We start from the raw sequence: 20,519 nt of genomic DNA, 5'->3' as shown, positions 1-20,519 counted from the left end.
GCAAGAAAACCAGTTCCTTGTTTCGCAGGTCATCGTCGCTGACAAAACACATTGCGTGTTCTCTCAGGACCCAACAGTGCACCGATATAACCACCGCGACGGGAACATGTGATCCCCGCCGGCGCGGTGATGGTTGCCAGCGTTCCACCCATGAGCTCCTGCCGTTCCACATGTGGGAACGAAACAGTCTCTGCCCGAGAGGACTTCACCTGTGTGAACCCTCGACGGGAGAAGTGCTCCTTAGAAAGGAGGTGATCCAGCCGCACCTTCCGGTACGGCTACCTTGTTACGACTTCGTCCCAATCGCCGATCCCACCTTCGACGGCTCCCTCCCACGAGGGGTTAGGCCACCGGCTTCGGGTGTTACCGACTTTCATGACGTGACGGGCGGTGTGTACAAGGCCCGGGAACGTATTCACCGCAGCGTTGCTGATCTGCGATTACTAGCGACTCCGACTTCACGGGGTCGAGTTGCAGACCCCGATCCGAACTGAGACCGGCTTTAAGGGATTCGCTCCACCTCGCGGTATCGCAGCCCTCTGTACCGGCCATTGTAGCATGTGTGAAGCCCTGGACATAAGGGGCATGATGACTTGACGTCGTCCCCACCTTCCTCCGAGTTGACCCCGGCAGTCTCCTGCGAGTCCCCAACTTGACTTGCTGGCAACACAGGACAAGGGTTGCGCTCGTTGCGGGACTTAACCCAACATCTCACGACACGAGCTGACGACAGCCATGCACCACCTGTACACCGACCACAAGGGAAACCCCATCTCTGGGGCGGTCCGGTGTATGTCAAACCCAGGTAAGGTTCTTCGCGTTGCATCGAATTAATCCACATGCTCCGCCGCTTGTGCGGGCCCCCGTCAATTCCTTTGAGTTTTAGCCTTGCGGCCGTACTCCCCAGGCGGGGCGCTTAATGCGTTAGCTACGGCACGGATCCCGTGGAAGGAAACCCACACCTAGCGCCCACCGTTTACGGCGTGGACTACCAGGGTATCTAATCCTGTTCGCTACCCACGCTTTCGCTCCTCAGCGTCAGTTACTGCCCAGAGACCCGCCTTCGCCACCGGTGTTCCTCCTGATATCTGCGCATTTCACCGCTACACCAGGAATTCCAGTCTCCCCTGCAGTACTCAAGTCTGCCCGTATCGCCTGCAAGCCCGCAGTTGAGCTGCGGGTTTTCACAGACGACGCGACAAACCGCCTACGAGCTCTTTACGCCCAGTAATTCCGGACAACGCTCGCACCCTACGTATTACCGCGGCTGCTGGCACGTAGTTGGCCGGTGCTTCTTCTGTACCTACCGTCACTTGCGCTTCGTCGGTACTGAAAGAGGTTTACAACCCGAAGGCCGTCATCCCTCACGCGGCGTCGCTGCATCAGGCTTGCGCCCATTGTGCAATATTCCCCACTGCTGCCTCCCGTAGGAGTCTGGGCCGTGTCTCAGTCCCAGTGTGGCCGGTCGCCCTCTCAGGCCGGCTACCCGTCGTCGCCTTGGTGGGCCGTTACCCCACCAACAAGCTGATAGGCCGCGGGCCCATCCTGCACCGGAAAACCTTTCCACCCCCCACCATGCGGCAGAAGGTCCTATCCGGTATTAGACCCAGTTTCCCAGGCTTATCCCGAAGTGCAGGGCAGATCACCCACGTGTTACTCACCCGTTCGCCACTAATCCACCCAGCAAGCTGGGCTTCATCGTTCGACTTGCATGTGTTAAGCACGCCGCCAGCGTTCGTCCTGAGCCAGGATCAAACTCTCCGTTGAAGACTCTCAACCAAACCCCGAAGGGCTGATCAGCCATAAGCGTAGAGCCGAATCACTAGCAAAAAACTCAAACTAGCAAAAACACTGACCACCACAGACGGAAGAATGCGGCAGTCAGCAACGATCATCACGACACCTCATCGGCTTGACACCATGGTCGGCGTCTGATCTGATCGCACCAAATAAAAAATTTGGCACTGACATTCATCGGCACACTGTTGAGTTCTCAAAGAACACGCACACACCATCACTCCGCACCGTCAGTGCATTGCTCCGGGGCAACCGTTCCAGCCTAACATCGGGGGCTTTCGGAATCAAAATCCGCGGCCGATCCGATCTCAGGGGCGATTGGAGACCTTACCAGAAGGCTCTCAATCAAGGTAATCAGGCGCCTGCGTCCAACCTCGTTTTCCCGAGCCCCTGCGGGCCGGGTCGGTGTCCGTGTCGCTCTGACCTGGAATAAGTTACGTGAACATCCGGCTGTACGCCAAATCGCCAGTTCAGAGCGGTTGTTTGCTCTCGAATGCGCGTATTTCCGGGGCGCGGAACCGTCCCCTGTCCGGCTGCGTCTCATCTACCGAGGGCTACGCGTGGCCCACTCCCGATCAGGTAGAGGAGACCCATGAGCGGCTTTCCCACGAAGATCGTCGAGCCGGCCCGGGTGGATGGGTCCGACCCGGGCTCCCTCGCGGTAGCGCTGTGCGCTGCCGCCTGCGACGACTTCCTCACCGCACTCGACGAGGCCCTCGTCGGACTCGGCGTAGACGGGTCCGGGGGCTGTGCGTGTGACCTCGAACCGGGCATCGCCGCAAGGATCGCGGCCGTGGCCCGGATGAAGGCCGCGTTCGAGTCGTCGCGTCCCTTCGGATAGCCGCCCCGGCCTTTCTGCGGCAGTGATCACTGCATCTCGCGTCGCGGCACGGGTCGCCCGATTTCTCGAGTAACGTGCTCCGTGAGCAAAGCGAGAAAGGGTGCCGTGACGTCGACCGGGAACATGGTGGGATTGTTCGCCGGAATCGGCGGACTCGAACTCGGACTGGCCGAGCACGGCTGGCGCACCGAACTGCTCTGCGAGATCGACGCCGGAGCGCAGGCCGTACTTCGCGCTCGCTTCGCCGACGTGGCGCTACACACCGACGTCACCCGTCTTCGTTCCCTACCTCAGGCAACCGAGATCGTCACCGCCGGCTTTCCGTGCCAGGACCTGTCGCAGGCCGGCCGCACCGCCGGCATCACCGGCTCCCGGTCGGGACTCGTCGACGAGGTGTTCCGGTTGGTGCGGCGCAAGCAGGGACCGCGCTGGCTGCTCATCGAGAACGTTCCTTTCATGCTGCAACTCGGACGAGGCGCCGCGATGCGTCACATCACCGACGCGCTCGAAGATCTCGGGTACGCGTGGGCGTACCGGGTCGTCGACGCCCGCGCGTTCGGACTTCCGCAGCGGCGACAGCGGGTGCTCATGCTCGCCTCGCGGACCGACGATCCCCGCGCGGTGCTCTTCGGCGAGGACGCCGGTGCCCCTGTGGAAGGCGACCCCGACACCCACCCGTGCGGCTTCTACTGGACGGAGGGCGTACGTGGTCTGGGCTGGGCGGTCAACGCCGTACCCACCCTCAAGGGTGGCTCCACGGTAGGCATCGCCAGCCCGCCGGCGGTGCGGTTGCCGTCGGGTGAGATCGTCACGCCCGGTCTGATCGATGCCGAACGACTGCAGGGCTTCGACCCGGACTGGACCGCGCCCGCGACCCAGGCGCCCGGCGTGCGAACCGGGCATCGGTGGCGGCTCGTCGGAAACGCCGTGAGCGTCCGCATGGCCGCTTGGGTCGGGGGTCGGCTCGGCCGGCCGATCGACTACTCCCCCGACCACGAGACACCGCTTCGGCCGGGTGACCCCTGGCCGAGCGCCGCCTGGGGAGCTCGGCGGCGAGCGTTCCGGGTGCACGAGTCGCACTGGCCGGTCCAGGAGACGTACGAGGACCTCGCGGGATACCTGGAGGACGCGCGACTGCTGTCCGCGCGGGCCACGGCCGGATTCCTGCGCCGGGCCCGGTCCGGCAACCTGAGATTCGTGCCCGGCTTCCTCGACGACGTCGAGTCCCACCTGGACCGCATGGGCGGCTTCCCCGAAGCCGCGGCCTGAGGACGGATCCGGCTGCCGTGCCCGCCACCGACCCGCAGACCAGCGCCCGGATGAGACGGCAGCGGCGCCGCGACACCGTTCCCGAGGTGGCCCTGCGCCGGGAACTGCACCGGCGCGGGGTGCGCTACTTCGTCGATCGGGCCCCTCTGAAGGGTATCCGTCGTCGCGCCGACCTGGTGTTTCCGCGTCGCCGAGTGGCGGTGTATGTCGACGGATGCTTCTGGCATCGTTGCCCGCAGCACGCCACCGATCCGAAGAACAACGCCGAGTGGTGGGCCGCCAAGCTCGCCGCCAACGTGGCCCGGGACCGGAACACCGACGCGGCGCTCGCCGCGGCCGGGTGGACGGTCGTGCGGATCTGGGAGCACGAGAACCCTGTGGAGGCCGCGGACCGGGTGCAGGCCGCCTTGTCCGCGCAACCGGGTACTGCCGACTCCTGACTTCCGAAGGGAGGACGCGGTGGAACCGGTAATCGCGCTCGTTCTGGGAGCGATCCTCGGGATTCTGCTCGGCCTCCTCGGTGGTGGCGGATCCATCCTCGCGATTCCTGCTCTCGTGTACGGCCTCGGACTCGAGTTCCGCCAGGCCATCCCTATCTCGCTGATCGTCGTCGGGGCGGCAGCCCTGTCCGGCGCGATCCCCAAGATCCGGGCCGGGCAGGTCGACTGGCGGCTGGCCGCGGTGTTCGCCGCGGCGGGCATCCCTGCGACGTTCGCGGGCACGGCGGTCGGCAAGTTGCTGCCGCAGCCGGTACTGCTGGTTGGCTTCGCCGCCGTGATGGTGGTTGCGGGGGTCCGGATGCTGCGCGAGAACGACGACACCGGAACCGCGTGCAAGACCGGCGACTCCGGCATCGACTGGAAGCGATGCGCGCCGAGATCGATTCCGGCCGGCGTGGGGGTGGGCTTTCTGACCGGGCTGTTCGGCGTCGGCGGCGGCTTCCTGATCATCCCCGCGCTGGTGATCCTCCTCGGGTTGGAGATGAGCGTCGCCGTGGGGACCTCGTTGATCGTCATCGTCGCCAACTCGGCAGCCGGGCTCGTCGCGCACCTCGGGGACGCCGACATCGACTGGCCGATCATCGCGGCGTTCGCCGGGGCCGCGGTCGTCACGTCACTCGTTGCCGGTCACCTCGGTACCCGCATGGAAACCGGCCGGCTGCGGCGGTGGTTCGCCTGGCTCGTGTTCGCCGTGGCCGCCTACGTGCTGGTGGACACCCTGGTCCTGCGCTGAGCCGGAACTCGGCGCGTACCCGCGCATTCTTCGTACGCCCCCGGGTATCCGGGGGCATAGTGAGAAGACCATGGGAAGGCACTGACATGGACGTATCGATCATCGAAACCTCGAGCCTCGGCGATCGCAGCTATCTGATCACCGAGGCGGACGTCGCCGTCGTGGTGGATCCCCAGCGGGACATCGATCGAGTGCTCGCGCTCGCCAACGACCGCGGAGCGCGCATCACCCATGTCCTCGAGACCCACATCCACAACGACTACGTCACCGGAGGGCTGGAACTCTCCCGCGCCCTCGAGGCCGAGTACATCGTCCCGGCCGGCGACGATGTGGACTACGAGCGACACGCCGTCCACGACGGCGACCTGATCGACGCCGGCCCGATCCGGCTGCGGGTGATGCACACACCCGGGCACACCCACCACCACGTCAGCTATGTGCTGCTCGACGAGACCGGTGCGACGCACGGGATCTTCACCGGCGGGTCGATGCTGTACGGATCCACCGGCCGCACCGATCTCGTCGGCCCGCAGTACACCGAGGAACTGACGCACGCGCAGTTCCACTCCGTGCGACGGATCGCCGACGAAGTGCCGGCCGACACCCCGGTGTATCCCACCCACGGCTTCGGCAGTTTCTGCTCGGCCACCCCCACCAGCGGCGATTCGTCCACCGTGGGACAGCAACGCGACGTCAACCCGGCACTGACCCGTGACGAGCAGGCCTACGTCGACGAACTCATCGCGGGACTCAACACGTACCCCGCGTACTACGCCCACATGGGTGTGATCAACAAGGCGGGCCCGTCGCCGGTCGACCTGTCGCCACCGGAGCCGGTCGACCCGGCCGAGTTGCGCCGACGCATCGATGCGGGCGAGTGGGTCGTCGATCTGCGGGAGCGCACCGCCTTCGCCGCGGGACACCTGGGCGGCACACTCGGGTTCGAACTGTCCACCTCCTTCGTCACGTACCTGGGTTGGCTGTACAAGTGGGGTGCGCCCCTGACCCTCATCGGCGAGAGCGACGAGCAGATCGCCGAAGCCAAGCGCGAGCTGGTCCGCATCGGGGTCGACGAACTCGCCGGCGCGGCCGTCGGCGAGATCCACACCCTCGTCCACGGACACGAACTGCGGTCGTACCGTGTCTCGGACTTCGCGGAACTCACCCGGGAGATCGACAACGAGCAGGTCCGGGTCCTCGACGTCCGCCAGAAGGACGAGTTCGAGGACGCCCACGTGCGCGGCGCAGTCAACATCCCGCTGCACGACCTCGCCGACCGCCTCGACGAGGTGCCGCACGGGGAGGTCTGGGTGCACTGTGGGTCCGGCTACCGGGCATCGATCGCCGCCTCCATGATCGACCGGATCGACCGCACCGTCGTCCTCGTGAACGACGACTTCGAGAAGGCGTACGACCACGGCCTGACCGGCTCGTAGCGGGTCCGTTCCGCACCGGAGCCGGGGACCGACACGACGAAAGAACCCCCACCGGAACGGGTGGGGGTTCTTCACTGTGCGCCCGAAGGGATTCGAACCCCTAACCTTCTGATCCGTAGTCAGATGCTCTATCCGTTGAGCTACGGGCGCAGTTCTTGCATGCAGGTGCATGCAGTTCTCGTATTCAGTTGTCGCCGGTGACGCTGCACCGACGTGGCGGAGGCGAGAGGATTTGAACCTCCGGTCCCCCGTAAAGGGGACAACTCATTAGCAGTGAGTCCCATTCGGCCGCTCTGGCACGCCTCCCTGGGGGGTTTCGATTCTCTCGAACCGCCGGGACGAAAGATTACACACGTTCGGACAGCAAACGCAAAACAGCTGGTCAGCGCAGGTGTGAGTCGAACCAGTCGAAGATCCGGCGCCGCGCGTCGATGATCGCCGCCTCGGCCGGATCGGTCTCGGGATCGGCCGTGTCGTGCTCGACGGGCGGCTCGTCGGGGCGGTGCGCCAGACCCGGATATCCGATGACCAGGGTGGGTGCATCGGCCCTTCCGGCCGCCTCGCGCAATTGCTCGACGTCGCCGGGCGGGGTGGTGGGGTCGTCCTCGCCGTACAGACCGAGCCACGGCGCCTGCAGACCGTGCACGGCCTCGACGAGGGCGGGGACGTCGGGCCGCAACGGTTCCACGATGCCGTGCGCGGCGACGGTGACCGCGGCACCCACCCTCCGGTTCGCGGCGACGATGAGCGCCGCCGTGCCGGCGTCGTCGAATCCGATCACGCCGACCGCATCGGGGTAGACCCCGCTGCGGATCAGCCAGTCCATCGCCGCGTCGACGTCGTCGAACAGGTTCTGTCCGAACACCTCGTCGTCCTCGGTGAACTCGCGATGGAACAGATGCGGTGCCACGACCAGCCAGCACTCTGCTGCCAGCACCTCCATGAAGGCCAGGAGGGCCGGTGGAAACTCCCGGGATTCGTGCAACACCACGATGCCACCGCGGAGGGCGCCCTCCGGCCGGAACACGGTCAGCGGTACCTGCCCCGACCCGTCCGGCAACCGGGCCGCGGCAGTGTGGATTCCCGACATACCGTCCACGATGACACGACCCACTGCGACCGTGCACGTGATCGCCGGGCGCATAATCGGCTGGTGACCCCACGGACCCGCCCCGACCTCGTCTCGATCCCGTCCTACGTGCCCGGCCGCAGCTTTCCGGGCGCGATCAAGCTCGCCAGCAACGAGACCACGGTCGGTCCCCTGCCCAGCGTGCGCGACGCGATCGCCGAGGCGGCGTACTCGGTTCACCGGTACCCGGACAACATGGCCGCCGTGCTCATCGGCGCGCTGGCCGAGCGGCTGGGGGTCGGGCCCGAGAACATCGCCGTGGGCAACGGTTCGGTGAGCCTGTGCCAGGAGCTGGTGCTCTCGGCCTGCAACGACGGCGACGAGGTGGTGTTCTCCTGGCGTTCGTTCGAGGCGTACCCCGTGGTGACGGCGGTAGCCGGCGCGAAACCGGTGCCGGTGCCCAACACCTCCGAGCACGGCCACGACCTCGACGCGATGCTCGCCGCGATCACCGACCGCACACGCGTGGTGTTCGTGTGCAATCCCAACAACCCGACCGGTGCGCTGCTGGGCAGAGCGGAGCTGGAGCGGTTCCTGGACGCGGTGCCGCCGCAGGTGCTCGTCGCGCTCGACGAGGCGTACTTCGAGTACACCCGCCCGAAGCCCGGCGCGGAACTGGCGGACGGAATCGTGCTCGCCGCCGGCCGACCGAACGTCGTGGTGCTCCGCACGTTCTCGAAGGCCTACGGCCTGGCCGGCCTGAGGGTCGGCTATCTGGTCGGCGATCCGTCGGTGATCAACATCCTGAACAAGGTGCACACCCCGTTCAGCGTCAGCTCGCTCGCGCAGCAGGCGGCCATCGCCTCCCTGGCGGCGGCCGACGAACTGCTGGCGCGCACCGACGGTGTGCTCGCCGAGCGCGACCGGGTGCGGACGGCACTCGTCGACGCCGGATATCCCGTGCCGGAGAGCTACGCCAACTTCGTGTGGTTGCCGCTCGGCGACCGGTCGGCGGCGTTCGCCGAGGCATGCGCGGAGGCCGGCGTGCTGGTCCGCCAGTACGCGGACGACGGGGTGCGGGTGACTGTCGGCGATCCGCACGAGAACGACGCATTCCTGACATTTGCGACCGGCAAGGGTCTCGAGATCGCGGAAATTTCGACGTCCTGACCTGCGGGCGAACGCCCGCGAGACCCAACCGTTATCAGCGGGTGGCGATCACGTGACCAACCGTTGGCACACTCGTCCGGTCGACTACGGGAGCGGAGTGTGCGGATGGGTTCAGGCGTGACGCGCCGGTGGACCCTGTCCGCGGCCCTGCTGACCGGGATCCTGTGGACGTCGCTCGCCGTCCCCGCGACCGCACTACCTCCGGACGCCCTGCCGCTGCGCCTGATCGCCTTCCGCGACCTGCACGGCAGCCTCCTCCCACCCCAGGGTCCCCGCAGCGAGGTGGTCCGTTCCGACGGCGCCTCCGTCCCCGCGGGCGGCGCGGCATATCTCGCCGCCTACGTCCGGCAGTTGCGTGCGCAGGCGGACAACTCGGTGCTCTACTCCGTCGGCGACACGTGGGGCTCGTCGCCCATCGAGTCGGCGATGTTCCACGACGAGCCCACCGTGGACCTGCTCAACGGCCTCGACGTGACCGCGGCCGCCCTCGGCAACCACGAGTTCGACAACGGCTACGCCGAGTTGCAGCGCCTGCGCGACGGGGGTTGTCACCCCGAGGGCTGCCGATACGACGAGGAATACGCGGGAACCGCTTTCCCGCTGATCGCCGCGAACGTCGCGGAGGCCGACGGCAGTCCCGCGGCCCTGCCGTTCAGCGTGGATTACGTCGACGGGGTGCCGGTCGGCGTCATCGGTGTCGCTCCGCAGGACACACCGCAGGTGGTGCGTGGCGACGACATCACCGGGCTGCAGTTCACCGACGAGATCACGGCCGTCGACCGCACCGCCGACGCGCTCGATGCCCTCGGGGTCCGCTCGATCGTCCTGCTCTACAAGGGGGCGCTGACGCCCTCGTCCGGGGCCGACCCGTGCGACCCGGCCGCCGGGCCCGCCCGCACCCTCGCCTCCCGGGTGTCACCGAAGGTCGATGTCGTCGTCACCGCGGACGGCGAGGACAGCTTCAACTGCAGCTATCCGGATCCGGCGGGCAATCCCCGGACCGTGCTGCAGGGCGCCTCGCACGGCCGCATCGTCTCGGTCGCGGACCTGACCATCGATCGCGAGAGCCGCGAGGTGCTGCGTGACCGTACCCACGCGTTCAATCAGATCGTCACCCACGACATCGCTCCCGACCCGCGCACGCAGCAGTTCGTCGACCGGGCGGTCGACAAGTCCCGCGACGTCGCCGAACGCTTCGTCGGCCGCATCACCGCCGACCTGACACGCGACGTCACGGCCGGCGGCGAGTCCGCCCTCGGCAATCTCGTCGCGGATGCGCAGCTGGCGGCCGCGGAACCTGCCGGCGCGCAGCTCGCCCTCACCAATCCCGGCGGAGTACGGGCCGACCTGCTGCATTCCGACGACGGCGTCGTCACCCACGGCGACACCTACGCGGCCCAGCCGTTCGGGAACCGGCTGCAGGTGCTCGAGCTCACCGGTGCGGAACTTGTCGGGGTCCTCGAACAACAGTTCCAGCAGGACGGGAGCGGCGCGACCCGCGAGCGGATCCTCGCACCGTCGCACACCCTGCGCTACGTCCTCGACCGGGCCGCGACGCCGGGCACCCGGATCCGGGACGTCACCGTCGCAGGCCGACCGCTCGATCCGGTTGCGACGTACCGGGTGGTCGTCAACGGCTTCCTCGCCGACGGCGGTGACGGGTTCACCGGGTTCACGCACGCGCGACGGACGACCGGGGCGGGCGCCGAACTCGACGCCCTGAACGACTACCTGGGGGCACGCTCGCCCGTCGCGCCGCCGGCCACCGACCGCATCACGGTGCCCTGACCGAACCCCGTTCAGTCGAGTCCGAGAGCGCGCTCGAGCGTCGGCCAGGCGGTGCGCAGATCGTCCTGCCAGTACGGCCACGAATGCGTGCCGTACGGACGGTAGACGATTGTGGCGGGAATCCGCAGCTCCCGCAGCCGCCGGTCGAAGCCGATCGTGCACACGAAGGCGCCCACCTCGAGCGGCCCACCCACGTCGAGGGCCTCCGCATCGGGTCCGACGTCGTACGGGCCGGGCAGACCGTTGCCGGTACTGATGAAGATCTCCTTGCCGCGCAACCGCTCGGCGAGGACGTACGGATCGTGCGCCGCCCACGCCGGATCCCCGGGCGCCCCCCACATGTTGTCCGGATTGCCGCCCTTGTAGGCGACGGTGCCGCGGACCGCGTCCTGGGCGGACGTCTTCGACGTGTCCAGGCATCCACTGAGCGCGGCCACACCCCGGTACAGGTCCGGATTCCGGGCGATCAGGCTCGCCGCCCCCGTCGCACCCATCGACAGGCCGCCGACTGCGTTCACGCCGTTGCCCGCGAAACGGGCGTCGATCAGCGGCGGCAGTTCCTTCGTCAGGAACGTCTCCCACGCGTTCACGCCCAGGACGGGGTCCGGGGCGAGCCAGTCCGTGTAGTAGCTCGCGGTCCCGCCGACCGGCAACACGACGTTCACGTTCTTGTCGGCGAAGAAATCGACGATGTCCGTGCGCTGCGTCCACGTGCTCTCGCGGTAGTCCGACTCGGCTCCGGCGCTGACGCCGTCGAGCAGGTAGAGGGACGGGCGCGGCGCGTCCCCGGCGGGATGCAGCACCTGCACCTGCACGACCCGCTGCATCGACGGCGAGTACACGAACACCGCCGAGCGACGAGGAGTGACGGACTCGACCCGCTCCACCCGCGCGGACGTCGCCGGTTCGGCGGACGCGACGGACAGTGCGGACAGCGGCACGACGAATGCCGCGACGAGCGCCGCGACCACAGATCTGAGCATCAAGTTCCTTTGTCCCCCGACTTCGGAAACACCGATTCCACAGTACGGACCGGGACTGGTCAAGAAAGTGGGGCGCGTCACCAACGCGGAGCGCAGCCCTTGGTGACTGCGAGCACGAGCACGCAGGCTACGGCTGCGGGACCGGTTCCGGCGGAACCCAGTCCCGGTCCGTCGGCAGGTACGACCGGAACATCAGCACGAACTCGCCCGGCGGCGCCGGCAGCCAGTTCGAGCCGTCCGGAATCGGCGGCCGGGACGAAACCCACACGTCGAGCCCGCCGTCGGGACCACGGACGAGCCCGGGCGTGCGGTCGCCGACGGCGTAGCGGTCGACGGGGTTGGCGACGAGGAACATGTCCGGGCCGTAGAGGGTGACGGACCAGAAGCCGCGATCGTCGACCGGCGGCAGGGCACCGGGTGGGAAGCGCAGGAGGTAGCCGGTCTCACCCCGCAGGGTCGTTCCGTCAGCCGCGACGCGGGCCACGTGGTACGTCGACTCCTCCGGCACGTTCGCGCCGAGCCCGATCATCGCGACCACCGCGCGCTGGAGGTAGTCCGTGCCGTACCGGCCCGCGGTCGACAGCGAATGCCACACCTGCCCGGACTGTCGATCCGAGGCGACGAGATCCCGGATGCGTCGCTCGCCGCGCACCACGCCGGTGGCGAGTGCAGCAACGGTGTCCGGGGAACCGGCACTCGGCCGGGCGCCCGGCCGGACCCCGAGGTCCGCCAGTTCGTCGAGCAACGGTGCGTCGGCCGGGGGTGGCGGATTCGCGGCCAGGATCGCCGACAGCTCGTCGAAGAATTGCGGACCCGACGCCGCGAGCGCCTGCGGATCGGGGTTGCTGCCGCACGCGGTCGGCGGCAGCGGCGGCGGTGCCTCGGCGACGGGCGCGGTCAGCACAGTCAGCGAGTACTGCCGTTGCAGGGCACGGGCGGCCTCGAGGTCGGTCGCCGACTCCACGAGCGTCCGGCCGATCATCCACGCGTCCCATGTGGGCGACTCGACGACGGCCGCGTCCGGGGGCAGCGGACCGTCCCACCCCGGCGGGACGACGACGTGCGCACCGGCCGCCGCCCCCGTCGCCCGGGTGCCGACGTTGGCGAAGACGTCGGTATAGATGTCGAGAAACTGGAAGTCGACGTACCGGGCCCCCATGTCCGGATGGGTCAGCAGCACCGGACCGCCGCGAAGATCGAGCCACGCGATCGAATACAGCGTGTCGACGTTGGGGGCGACGACGACACGCGAGGTGGGATCGGCCGTCGCGGACTGGTGGTGCAGCTGGTTCACCGGCAGCAGGCAGAGCATGTTCGCCCGCGTCCGCGCGAGCGTCACGGGCGCGTAGCCGTAGACGTAACCGTCGGCGGCCACGTCGACCGCTGTCCGTTCGGCCGCCGGTTGCGGCGCCGCGCAGGCGGTCAGCAGGCCCACTGCCAGCGCTGCCGCCGCTCGAACCACTGCGCCGACCATTGCGCCAGTGTAGGAGGCGACAGCGCGTGCGATGGGACGGTCACCGGCGGAGCCGCGCGCTCCGGTGCCACTTGCGCGCGTCCGAACGCGCGCGACAAGCACTTTTCCGCGCGAGCGTCCGACGAGAAAGCCCGCCACCTGACATACAGGTGACGGGCCCTGGCGGAAGCGGAGGGATTTGAACCCCCGGTCGCTCTCACGACGCTCGCTTTCAAGGCGAGTGCATTCGGCCGCTCTGCCACGCTTCCGTGGCAAATCCTAACCACACCGCTCGTCGACGGCCGCCTCCACCTTGGTGAAGATCTCGGAGAGGGTGCGGATCTGCGTCCTCGTGAGCAGGTCGACGAGGTTGCGGCGCACCCCGGCGACGTGGGTGGGCGCGGCCTCGGTGAGGCGACGCCGGCCCTCGTCGGTGAGCGTCGCCAGGACACCGCGCCCGTCCTCGGCGCAGGAACTACGCACCACCATCGACGCCGCCTCCATGCGACGGATCTGGTGGGTGAGGCGACTGCGGGAGGACAGCACGCCGTCGGCGAGGTCGCTCATGCGCAGCGACCCGTCCGGGGCCTCGGAGAGCAGCACCAGGATCCGGTACTCGGCGAGGGACAGGCCGTGGGCCTGTTGCAGGTCGCGATTGAGTCGATCCATGAGCCGGTGATTGCCGTCGATGTAGGCCCGCCATGCCCGCTGCTCGTCCGTGTCGAGCCAGCGCGGGTCGGGACGTTCGGCATACGGTTCGGCTGTCACGCGGGCAGTGTAAGGGCAGGCCACTACCGGTGTTACCCACCGGTCAGTTCGCTGCGTGTCGCCCCTGCGTCGGCGTGTCGCGATAGCGTCGGGGCCATGCGCGCAATCACGATCACCGAACCCGGCGGCCCCGAGGCCATGCAGTGGGCCGAACAGCCCGACCCGACGCCCGGTCCCGGACAGGTCCTGATCGACGTGGCCGCGACGGCCGTCAACCGTGCCGATCTGCTGCAGCGGCGCGGCCTGTACCCGCCGCCGCCCGGATCCAGCGACATCCTCGGCCTCGAATGCTCCGGGGTGATCGCCGAGCTCGGCGACGGCGTGAGCGGCTGGTCGATCGGCGACCGGGTGTGCGCACTGCTCTCCGGTGGCGGCTACGCCGAGCAGGTCGTCGTCCCCGCCGGACAGGTCCTGCCCGTACCCGAGGGGGTGGATCTTGCGGTGGCCGCGTCGCTGCCCGAGGTGGCATGCACCGTGTGGTCCAACGTGGTGATGGCGGCGGGACTGCGCCGCGGCGAGGTGCTCCTCGTCCACGGCGGCGGTGGCGGCATCGGCACCCACGCCGTTCAGGTCGGCAAGGCGCTGGGCGCGAAGGTCGCGGTGACCGCCTCGGCCGGCAAGCTCGACTACTGCCGAGAACTCGGTGCCGACCTCGCGATCGACTACCGCACGCAGGACTTCGTCGCCGAGGTCCGGAATGCGTTCGGCGGCGCCGACGTGGTGCTCGACAACATGGGTGCGGCCTACCTGTCCCGCAACGTCGACGTGCTCGCCCCCGACGGCCGGCTCGTCGTGATCGGCATGCAGGGCGGCGCGAAGGGCGAACTCAACCTCGGCAAGCTGCTCGCCAAGCGGGGGCACGTCCTCGCGACGGGTCTGCGAGGGCGACCGGAGACCGGCCGCTCCGGCAAGAGCGCGATCGTCGCGGAGGTCCGTGAGCACGTGTGGCCCATGATCGCCGAGGCGCGGGTCCGTCCCGTCGTCCACGCAGAGGTGCCGATCACCGAGGCCGCGCGGGCCCACGAGATGCTGGATTCCCCCGACACCGTCGGCAAGGTCGTGCTGCTGATCGACCGGCACTGAACCGGATCCGCCGGATCAGGGGGCGGTGAGGTTGCGCAGCTCGCGCACGAGCTGGTCGAGCTCGTAGCGCGTGGTGTACGGGGCCAGTCCGACGGTGACCGCGCCGCCCTCGTCGCTGACGCCGAGGGAGTCGAGCAGGCGGCTCGTGCCGCGGCTGACCGCGACGGAGGCGATGCGACGGTCGGCGAGATGCGCGGCGATCTTCTCGGCCGGCACCCCCGCGACGGTGAAGCTCAACGTCGGGACCCGGCTCGACGCACGGCCGATCACCATCACGTCGGGCAGGTTGTCGAGCAGGCGCATGAGCCGCTCGAAGAGCTGGTCCTGGTAGCCCTGGAGCGAGCTGATCGACGTCTCGAGGCGCTCACGCCGTGTACCCGTCGCCTCGTCGTCGAGGGCCGCGAGGAAGTCGACGGACGTGACGAGCCCGGCGAGCATCGCGAACTGGTGGCCGCCGACTTCGAGCCGCTCGGGGCCGCGGGCGTGCGGGTCCAGGGACACCGCCGGGATCCGGTCGAGCTGTGCCGGGTCGCGGAACACCAGGGCGCCGACCTGCGGTCCTCCCCATGCGGAAGCGTCGAGGGCGAGCACGTCGGCACCGAGTTCGTGGATGTCGACGTGCGCGTAGGGCGCGGCCCCGGCCGCGTCGACCACCATGAGGCCGCCGACCTCGTGAACCCGGTCGGCGGCGACGCGCACGTCCGGCGCGGACCCCACCAGCGACGACGCCGCGGTCAGCGCGACGAGCCGCGTCGTGGGGGTGATCAGTTCCTCGAACTGCCAGCTCGGCAGCTCGCACGTCTCGATTTCGACCTCGGCCCACCGCACCTGCGCGCCGTACCGGCTCGCGACGCGCAACCACGGCGCGACGTTCGCCTCGTCGTCGAGCCGGGACAGCACGAGCCCGGTGCCGAGGCCGAGCCGGGAGCTGAGCGACTCCGCGAGCCAGGCCAGCAGGACCGCCCGATCCGGTCCGAGCACCACACCGGCCGGGTCCCCGCCGACGAGATCGGCCACGGCGGCCCGCGCCGCCTGCAGTAGCGACGCGCTCCGGCGGTTGGACGTGTGCCGGCCCGTCGCAGAAGCCGCGGCGTTGCGGAATGCCGTCGACACCGCACGGGAGACCGCGTCGGGGATCTGCATTCCGGCCTGGGGATCGAGATGGATCCAACCGTCGCCGAGCGAGGGAATCAACCCCCGGATCCGGGCAACGTCGTAAGCCATGCGTGACACTCTAAATCCCGGTGTCAATCGGATGTCGTCCACGTCGGTCCTGCATACCCTCCACAGGTGCACGTCGAGGAGCGGAATGTGGGGCGAAACCTCTCGTATCGGGAACCTGACTCGGCAGCGGCACCGGCGAGAGGACAAGATGGAACCATGACGCATTCGGAGAATGAGCACGTCCTCGTGATCGGGCCCGACGGCCGACCCGTCCCGGTCCAGCGCGACGGTACCGCCTCCGGTGATCCGCGAGAGTCGGCCGCCGAGCCTCAGGAGAAGCCGGACGACGGCGAGTCGCTCGCCGACATGGTCGAGCAGCCGGCGAAGGTCATGCGGATCGGCACGATGATCAAGCAGCTGCTCGAGGAGGTCCGCGCCGCTCCGCTGGACGATGCGAGCCGTGCCCGTCTGCGGGAGATCCACCAGTCCTCCATCCAGGAGCTCGGCGAGGGCCTGGCGCCGGAGCTGCGCGAGGAACTCGAACGGCTCGCGCTGCCCTTCGGTCAGGACGAGGTGCCGTCCGACGCGGAGCTGCGGATCGCGCACGCTCAGCTCGTCGGATGGCTCGAAGGCTTGTTCCACGGGATCCAGACGGCGTTGTTCGCGCAGCAGATGGCGGCGCGGGCGCAGCTCGAGCAGATGCGTCAGGGTGCGCTGCCGCCCGGCATGCTCGGGGGCGGGCCGCGTCCCGACGAAAGGCACGGCCCGGGACCGGGTGCACCGGGTACCGGGCAGTACCTGTAGCGCCGGCCCGGCCCCGATCCCCGGTAGGCTCGAACCTCGTGTCAGCTTCTGCCCTCGATCCCGAGCCCACCGCCGCGGACTCCCCGGTGGTGTCGGATTCGCAGACCTTCCGGCGCGGCCTGAAGGATCTGCGCGACGGCTTCGCCCAGCGTGAGCTGTGGCTCAGTCTGGCCTGGCAGGACATCAAGCAGCGCTACCGGCGCTCGGTGATCGGCCCGTTCTGGATCACGATCGCCACCGGTGTCCAGGCCACCGCCATCGGCATCCTGTACGCCGCGCTGCTGGATATTCCGCTCGACGAGTTCCTGCCGTACGTGACGGTCGGGCTGATCGTGTGGAACATGATCAGCGCCTCCATCCTGGAGGGTTCGGAGGTGTTCATCGCCAACGAGGGGCTGATCAAGCAGCTGCCGTCGGCGCTGAGCGTGCACATCTACCGGCTGGTGTGGCGGCAGTTGCTGTTCTTCGCCCACAACCTGGTGATCTACGTGATCATGCTTGTCGCCTTCGGGGTGTGGCGAGACCTGACGTGGACATCTCTCGCGGCGATCCCGGCGCTGGCCCTGATCGTGCTCAATGCCGTCTGGGTGGCGATCCTGTTCGGCATCTTCGCCACCCGCTACCGCGACATCGCGCCGATCCTGTCCAGCCTCACGCTGCTGCTGTTCGTCCTCACCCCGATCATGTGGACCACGCAGAGCCTCGAGGCGCAGGGCGGGCAGGCCGCCGAGCGCGTCAAGCTGGCCGAGATCAATCCGCTGTTCCACTATCTCGACATCATCCGGGCGCCGATGATCGGCCAGGATCAGCAGGCCTACCACTGGTACATCGTGCTGGCGATCACCGTGGCCGGCTGGGCACTGGCGCTGCTGGCACTGCGTAAGTACCGGGCACGCGTGCCCTACTGGGTCTGAGGGGCCGTCGATATGACCGAACATGTGAGCATCGAGACGCGCGGAGCGTGCGTCGACTTCCCGATCTTCGACGCGAAGACCCGGTCGCTGAAGAAGGCGTTTCTGGGCAAGGCCGGCGGCTCGATCGGCCGCAACAACTCCGACGTGGTGGTGGTGGAGGCGCTGCGCGACATCACCATGTCGCTGAAGGAAGGCGACCGCATCGGCCTGGTCGGCCACAACGGCGCCGGCAAGTCCACCCTGCTGCGACTGCTGGCGGGGATCTACGAGCCCACCCGCGGCAGCGCCCGGATCCGGGGCCGCGTCGCGCCGGTGTTCGACCTCGGTGTGGGCATGGACCCGGAGATCTCCGGCTACGAGAACATCATCATCCGCGGGTTGTTCCTCGGGCAGACCCGCAAGCAGATGCTCGCCAAGATGGACGAGATCGCCGAGTTCACCGAGCTCGGCGAGTACCTGAACATGCCGCTGCGCACGTACTCCACCGGCATGCGCGTCCGCGTCGCGATGGGTGTCGTCACGAGCATCGACCCCGAGATCCTGCTGCTCGACGAGGGCATCGGCGCGGTCGACGCCGAGTTCATGAAGAAGGCCCGGGTGCGCCTGCAGAAGCTCGTCGAGCGCTCCGGCATCCTCGTCTTCGCCAGCCACTCCAACGAGTTCCTCGCGCAGCTGTGCGACCGTGCGCTGTGGATCGACCACGGGCAGATCCGCATGGAAGGCGGCATCGAGGAGGTCGTGCGCGCATACGAGGGCGACGACGCGGCCGATCATGTGCACCACGTCATCGCCGAGCTGGAACGCGAGCAGGGTCTGCCGCAGGAGCGCTCGGCGTGAGCGAACGCATCGTCGGCGTGGTCGTCACCCATCGGCGACGCGAGCAGCTCGCGCAGTCGCTGAAGGTGCTGAGCACCCAGACGCGGCCGCTCGACCACCTGGTGGTCGTCGACAATGCCGACGAGGCGGCGGTGCGCGAGCTGGTCGAGTCGTGCCCGCTGCCGACCAGCTACCTGGGTTCCCGGCACAACCTCGGCGGCGCCGGCGGCTTCGCGCTCGGCATGCTGTACGCGCTCTCGCTCGGCGCGGACCGGGTGTGGCTGGCCGACGACGACGGCCGGCCGGAGGGCCCCGACGTCCTCGCGACTCTGCTCGACTGCGCCCAGCGGCACGGCCTGGCGGAGGTCTCGCCGGTGGTGTGCGACATCGACGACCCCGACCGCCTCGCGTTCCCGTTGCGCCGGGGCGTGGCATGGCGGCGTCACCGCAGCGAACTCGGCGACGTCGAGACCGACGACCTGCTGCCGGGCATCGCGTCGCTGTTCAACGGCGCCCTGTTCACCGCCGCCGCGATCGACGCGGTGGGCGTGCCGGACCTGCGGCTGTTCGTGCGCGGCGACGAGGTGGAGGTGCACCGTCGCCTGGTCCGCTCGGGTCTGCCGTTCGGCACCTGTCTGCGCACCGCCTATCTGCACCCCAACGGCGCCGACGAGTTCAAGCCGATCCTCGGCGGCCGGATGCACACCCAGTACCCGGACAACGACACCAAGCGGTTCTTCACCTACCGCAACCGCGGCTACCTGCTCTCGCAGCCGGGCCTGCGCCGGTTGCTGCCGCAGGAGTGGGTGCGGTTCGGCTGGTACTTCCTCGTCACCCGCCGTGACCCGGCCGCGCTGCGCGAGTGGGTGCGGCTGCGCAAGCTGGGCCGGCAGGAGCGGTTCGAACGTCCCGCATAAGCGACCGGATCCGCGACCCGACGGTGTGACCGAATGTGACATTGCGTCGATGGAACCGACGCAATGTGACATTCGGCCGCCGGAGGAGTGCGATTGCACCCCGTCGGCCCACTGTCTAGGTTCGGGGCAAGATCTCAAGCGGCACGGGAGGGCGCGATGCTGGGGCGGTGGCGGGCGACGACCCGGGACAAGCTGCAGCGGGCCGTCGCCGAGGTCGTCGACCTCTCCGCGCGACGCACCCGCGAGCTGCAGGAGAACCACCACGACCGGACTCTCGCCGAACTGACCGCGACCACCGCGGAGCTGCGGCAGGTGCTGGCAGAACTCGCGCAGACCCGGTCCGAGGTGGGCCTGCTGCGGGAACGCGTCGCCGACCTCGAACACCGGCAGCGCCGCGACCTGCGCTACGCGATGGACCACGCCGCCACCGACACCGCAGCGGCGTTCGCCGTCGCGAACATGCCCACCGCCGCCGTCCTCGACACCCCGCACGACACCCTGCGGTTCGCGCTCGACCGGGTGTCCCGGCCCGGCCTGGCCCTCGAGTTCGGCGTCGCGTCGGGCACCACGCTGCGGATCGTCGCCGATGCGCTGGGCGCGGACCGCCCGGTGTTCGGGTTCGACGTCTTCACCGGCCTGCCGGAGACGTGGCGCAGCGGATTCCCGGCCGGCGAGTTCGCGCAGGACGCCCCGCCGGAGGTGCCCGGCGCCGAACTGGTGCCCGGCCTGTTCGCCGACACGCTTCCCCGCTTCCTCGCCGCGCATCCCGGCGACGTCGCGTTCGTCCACCTCGACGCCGATCTGTACTCGTCCACGACGACGGTGCTCGACCTGCTCGAGGACCGTCTGGTGCCCGGCACCGTGCTGGTGTTCGACGAGTTCTTCAACTATCCCGGCTGGCAGCAGCACGAGTACCAGGCGTGGACCGAGTTCGTCGCGCGCACCGGGGTCGCGTTCGAATACCTGGCGTACACGGCCGACAACGAGCAGGTCGTCGTGCAGCTGCGGTGACCG

Annotated in this window: 18 protein-coding genes, 3 tRNA genes and 1 rRNA gene; 13 read left to right on the top strand and 9 right to left on the bottom strand. The window is 68.6% G+C overall.

The window, feature by feature from the left end:
• Positions 1–244: 244 nt before the first annotated feature.
• Positions 245–1,767 (bottom strand): 16S ribosomal RNA (locus tag ACM26Y_RS01665).
• Positions 1,768–2,389: 622 nt separating this feature from the next.
• Between ACM26Y_RS01665 and ACM26Y_RS01660 the strand changes: the two genes are divergently transcribed.
• The 5 genes from ACM26Y_RS01660 to ACM26Y_RS01640 all read left to right on the top strand — a co-directional run bounded on the left by ACM26Y_RS01660 (position 2,390) and on the right by ACM26Y_RS01640 (position 6,576).
• Complete coding sequence (locus ACM26Y_RS01660) at positions 2,390–2,638, top strand: hypothetical protein (RefSeq protein ID WP_416062483.1); 249 nt, start codon at positions 2,390–2,392, stop codon at positions 2,636–2,638.
• 123 nt (positions 2,639–2,761) lie between these two features.
• Entirely contained in the window at positions 2,762–3,907 is a 1,146-nt protein-coding gene (locus tag ACM26Y_RS01655) for a DNA cytosine methyltransferase (protein ID WP_416063762.1), read from the top strand.
• Between the two features lie 17 nt (positions 3,908–3,924).
• Positions 3,925–4,347, top strand: coding sequence for a very short patch repair endonuclease (locus ACM26Y_RS01650; protein WP_003939515.1), 423 nt, complete (start codon positions 3,925–3,927; stop codon positions 4,345–4,347).
• A gap of 19 nt (positions 4,348–4,366) precedes the next feature.
• Positions 4,367–5,140, top strand: coding sequence for a sulfite exporter TauE/SafE family protein (locus ACM26Y_RS01645; RefSeq protein WP_416062482.1), 774 nt, complete (start codon positions 4,367–4,369; stop codon positions 5,138–5,140).
• Between the two features lie 86 nt (positions 5,141–5,226).
• Entirely contained in the window at positions 5,227–6,576 is a 1,350-nt protein-coding gene (locus tag ACM26Y_RS01640; protein WP_416062481.1) for an MBL fold metallo-hydrolase, read from the top strand.
• 77 nt (positions 6,577–6,653) lie between these two features.
• On the opposite strand, the gene ACM26Y_RS01635 is transcribed toward ACM26Y_RS01640, so the two are convergent.
• The 3 genes from ACM26Y_RS01635 to ACM26Y_RS01625 all read right to left on the bottom strand — a co-directional run bounded on the left by ACM26Y_RS01635 (position 6,654) and on the right by ACM26Y_RS01625 (position 7,666).
• Positions 6,654–6,726 (bottom strand) — tRNA-Arg (locus ACM26Y_RS01635).
• 64 nt (positions 6,727–6,790) lie between these two features.
• Positions 6,791–6,882, bottom strand: a tRNA-Ser gene (locus ACM26Y_RS01630).
• A 76-nt stretch (positions 6,883–6,958) separates the two neighbouring features.
• Positions 6,959–7,666 (bottom strand): dienelactone hydrolase family protein, encoded by a 708-nt coding sequence (locus ACM26Y_RS01625; protein WP_371384562.1) that lies wholly within the window; start codon positions 7,664–7,666, stop codon positions 6,959–6,961.
• A gap of 63 nt (positions 7,667–7,729) precedes the next feature.
• Here ACM26Y_RS01625 and hisC point away from each other — a divergent pair, with 63 nt between their 5' ends.
• Both hisC and ACM26Y_RS01615 read left to right on the top strand, forming a co-directional pair.
• Positions 7,730–8,815: a histidinol-phosphate transaminase gene (gene hisC / locus ACM26Y_RS01620; RefSeq protein ID WP_289378927.1), complete on the top strand. Its 1,086-nt coding sequence runs from the start codon at positions 7,730–7,732 to the stop codon at positions 8,813–8,815.
• Between the two features lie 105 nt (positions 8,816–8,920).
• On the top strand, positions 8,921–10,603 hold the full coding sequence (locus ACM26Y_RS01615; protein WP_416062480.1) for a bifunctional metallophosphatase/5'-nucleotidase: 1,683 nt from the start codon (positions 8,921–8,923) through the stop codon (positions 10,601–10,603).
• Positions 10,604–10,614: 11 nt separating this feature from the next.
• On the opposite strand, the gene ACM26Y_RS01610 is transcribed toward ACM26Y_RS01615, so the two are convergent.
• From ACM26Y_RS01610 to ACM26Y_RS01595, 4 genes are all read right to left on the bottom strand, one after another.
• The gene (locus tag ACM26Y_RS01610) at positions 10,615–11,586 is read right to left on the bottom strand and encodes an alpha/beta hydrolase (protein WP_416062479.1); all 972 of its coding nucleotides are present in this window, start codon (positions 11,584–11,586) and stop codon (positions 10,615–10,617) included.
• A gap of 127 nt (positions 11,587–11,713) precedes the next feature.
• Positions 11,714–13,021, bottom strand: a complete 1,308-nt coding sequence (locus ACM26Y_RS01605) for a DUF1254 domain-containing protein (RefSeq protein ID WP_416063761.1) — start codon at positions 13,019–13,021, stop codon at positions 11,714–11,716.
• 199 nt (positions 13,022–13,220) lie between these two features.
• Positions 13,221–13,308, bottom strand: a tRNA-Ser gene (locus ACM26Y_RS01600).
• A 10-nt stretch (positions 13,309–13,318) separates the two neighbouring features.
• Positions 13,319–13,807 (bottom strand): MarR family winged helix-turn-helix transcriptional regulator, encoded by a 489-nt coding sequence (locus ACM26Y_RS01595; protein ID WP_054372832.1) that lies wholly within the window; start codon positions 13,805–13,807, stop codon positions 13,319–13,321.
• Between the two features lie 96 nt (positions 13,808–13,903).
• Here ACM26Y_RS01595 and ACM26Y_RS01590 point away from each other — a divergent pair, with 96 nt between their 5' ends.
• Positions 13,904–14,890, top strand: a complete 987-nt coding sequence (locus ACM26Y_RS01590) for an NAD(P)H-quinone oxidoreductase (RefSeq protein WP_003939524.1) — start codon at positions 13,904–13,906, stop codon at positions 14,888–14,890.
• Positions 14,891–14,905: 15 nt separating this feature from the next.
• Here ACM26Y_RS01590 and ACM26Y_RS01585 read toward each other — a convergent pair whose 3' ends face one another.
• Positions 14,906–16,114 carry a cysteine desulfurase-like protein gene (locus tag ACM26Y_RS01585; RefSeq protein ID WP_289378940.1) on the bottom strand — a complete coding sequence of 403 codons (1,209 nt, stop codon included), beginning with the start codon at positions 16,112–16,114 and terminating at the stop codon, positions 14,906–14,908.
• Between the two features lie 156 nt (positions 16,115–16,270).
• Between ACM26Y_RS01585 and ACM26Y_RS01580 the strand changes: the two genes are divergently transcribed.
• The 5 genes from ACM26Y_RS01580 (at position 16,271) to ACM26Y_RS01560 (ending at position 20,516) form a co-directional block, all read left to right on the top strand.
• Entirely contained in the window at positions 16,271–16,858 is a 588-nt protein-coding gene (locus tag ACM26Y_RS01580; protein WP_054372837.1) for a bacterial proteasome activator family protein, read from the top strand.
• Between the two features lie 38 nt (positions 16,859–16,896).
• Positions 16,897–17,772 (top strand): ABC transporter permease, encoded by an 876-nt coding sequence (locus ACM26Y_RS01575; RefSeq protein ID WP_054372839.1) that lies wholly within the window; start codon positions 16,897–16,899, stop codon positions 17,770–17,772.
• Between the two features lie 12 nt (positions 17,773–17,784).
• Positions 17,785–18,609 (top strand): ABC transporter ATP-binding protein, encoded by an 825-nt coding sequence (locus ACM26Y_RS01570; RefSeq protein WP_003939528.1) that lies wholly within the window; start codon positions 17,785–17,787, stop codon positions 18,607–18,609.
• Entirely contained in the window at positions 18,606–19,505 is a 900-nt protein-coding gene (locus ACM26Y_RS01565; protein WP_289378949.1) for a glycosyltransferase, read from the top strand. The genes ACM26Y_RS01570 and ACM26Y_RS01565 overlap by 4 nt, the downstream gene beginning before the upstream one ends.
• 156 nt (positions 19,506–19,661) lie before the next feature.
• Positions 19,662–20,516, top strand: a complete 855-nt coding sequence (locus ACM26Y_RS01560) for a TylF/MycF/NovP-related O-methyltransferase (protein WP_416062478.1) — start codon at positions 19,662–19,664, stop codon at positions 20,514–20,516.
• Positions 20,517–20,519 lie beyond the last annotated feature (3 nt).

The organism is Rhodococcus indonesiensis (assembly GCF_047782815.1).
Taxonomy (GTDB): domain Bacteria; phylum Actinomycetota; class Actinomycetes; order Mycobacteriales; family Mycobacteriaceae; genus Rhodococcus; species Rhodococcus indonesiensis.
This window is presented reverse-complemented; position numbering and strand designations above follow the sequence as displayed.

Excerpts from the sequence above, each read along its gene's own strand:
- ACM26Y_RS01615 (WP_416062480.1), top strand. The coding sequence starts at position 8,921 with ATGGGTTCAGGCGTGACGCGCCGGTGGACCCTGTCCGCGGCCCTGCTG.
- ACM26Y_RS01580 (WP_054372837.1), top strand. The coding sequence starts at position 16,271 with ATGACGCATTCGGAGAATGAGCACGTCCTCGTGATCGGGCCCGACGGC.
- ACM26Y_RS01625 (WP_371384562.1), bottom strand. The coding sequence starts at position 7,666 with ATGTCGGGAATCCACACTGCCGCGGCCCGGTTGCCGGACGGGTCGGGG.
- ACM26Y_RS01655 (WP_416063762.1), top strand. The coding sequence starts at position 2,762 with ATGGTGGGATTGTTCGCCGGAATCGGCGGACTCGAACTCGGACTGGCC.
- ACM26Y_RS01585 (WP_289378940.1), bottom strand. The coding sequence starts at position 16,114 with ATGGCTTACGACGTTGCCCGGATCCGGGGGTTGATTCCCTCGCTCGGC.
- ACM26Y_RS01640 (WP_416062481.1), top strand. The coding sequence starts at position 5,227 with ATGGACGTATCGATCATCGAAACCTCGAGCCTCGGCGATCGCAGCTAT.
- ACM26Y_RS01610 (WP_416062479.1), bottom strand. The coding sequence starts at position 11,586 with ATGCTCAGATCTGTGGTCGCGGCGCTCGTCGCGGCATTCGTCGTGCCG.
- ACM26Y_RS01570 (WP_003939528.1), top strand. The coding sequence starts at position 17,785 with ATGACCGAACATGTGAGCATCGAGACGCGCGGAGCGTGCGTCGACTTC.
- ACM26Y_RS01660 (WP_416062483.1), top strand. The coding sequence starts at position 2,390 with ATGAGCGGCTTTCCCACGAAGATCGTCGAGCCGGCCCGGGTGGATGGG.
- ACM26Y_RS01560 (WP_416062478.1), top strand. The coding sequence starts at position 19,662 with ATGCTGGGGCGGTGGCGGGCGACGACCCGGGACAAGCTGCAGCGGGCC.
- ACM26Y_RS01590 (WP_003939524.1), top strand. The coding sequence starts at position 13,904 with ATGCGCGCAATCACGATCACCGAACCCGGCGGCCCCGAGGCCATGCAG.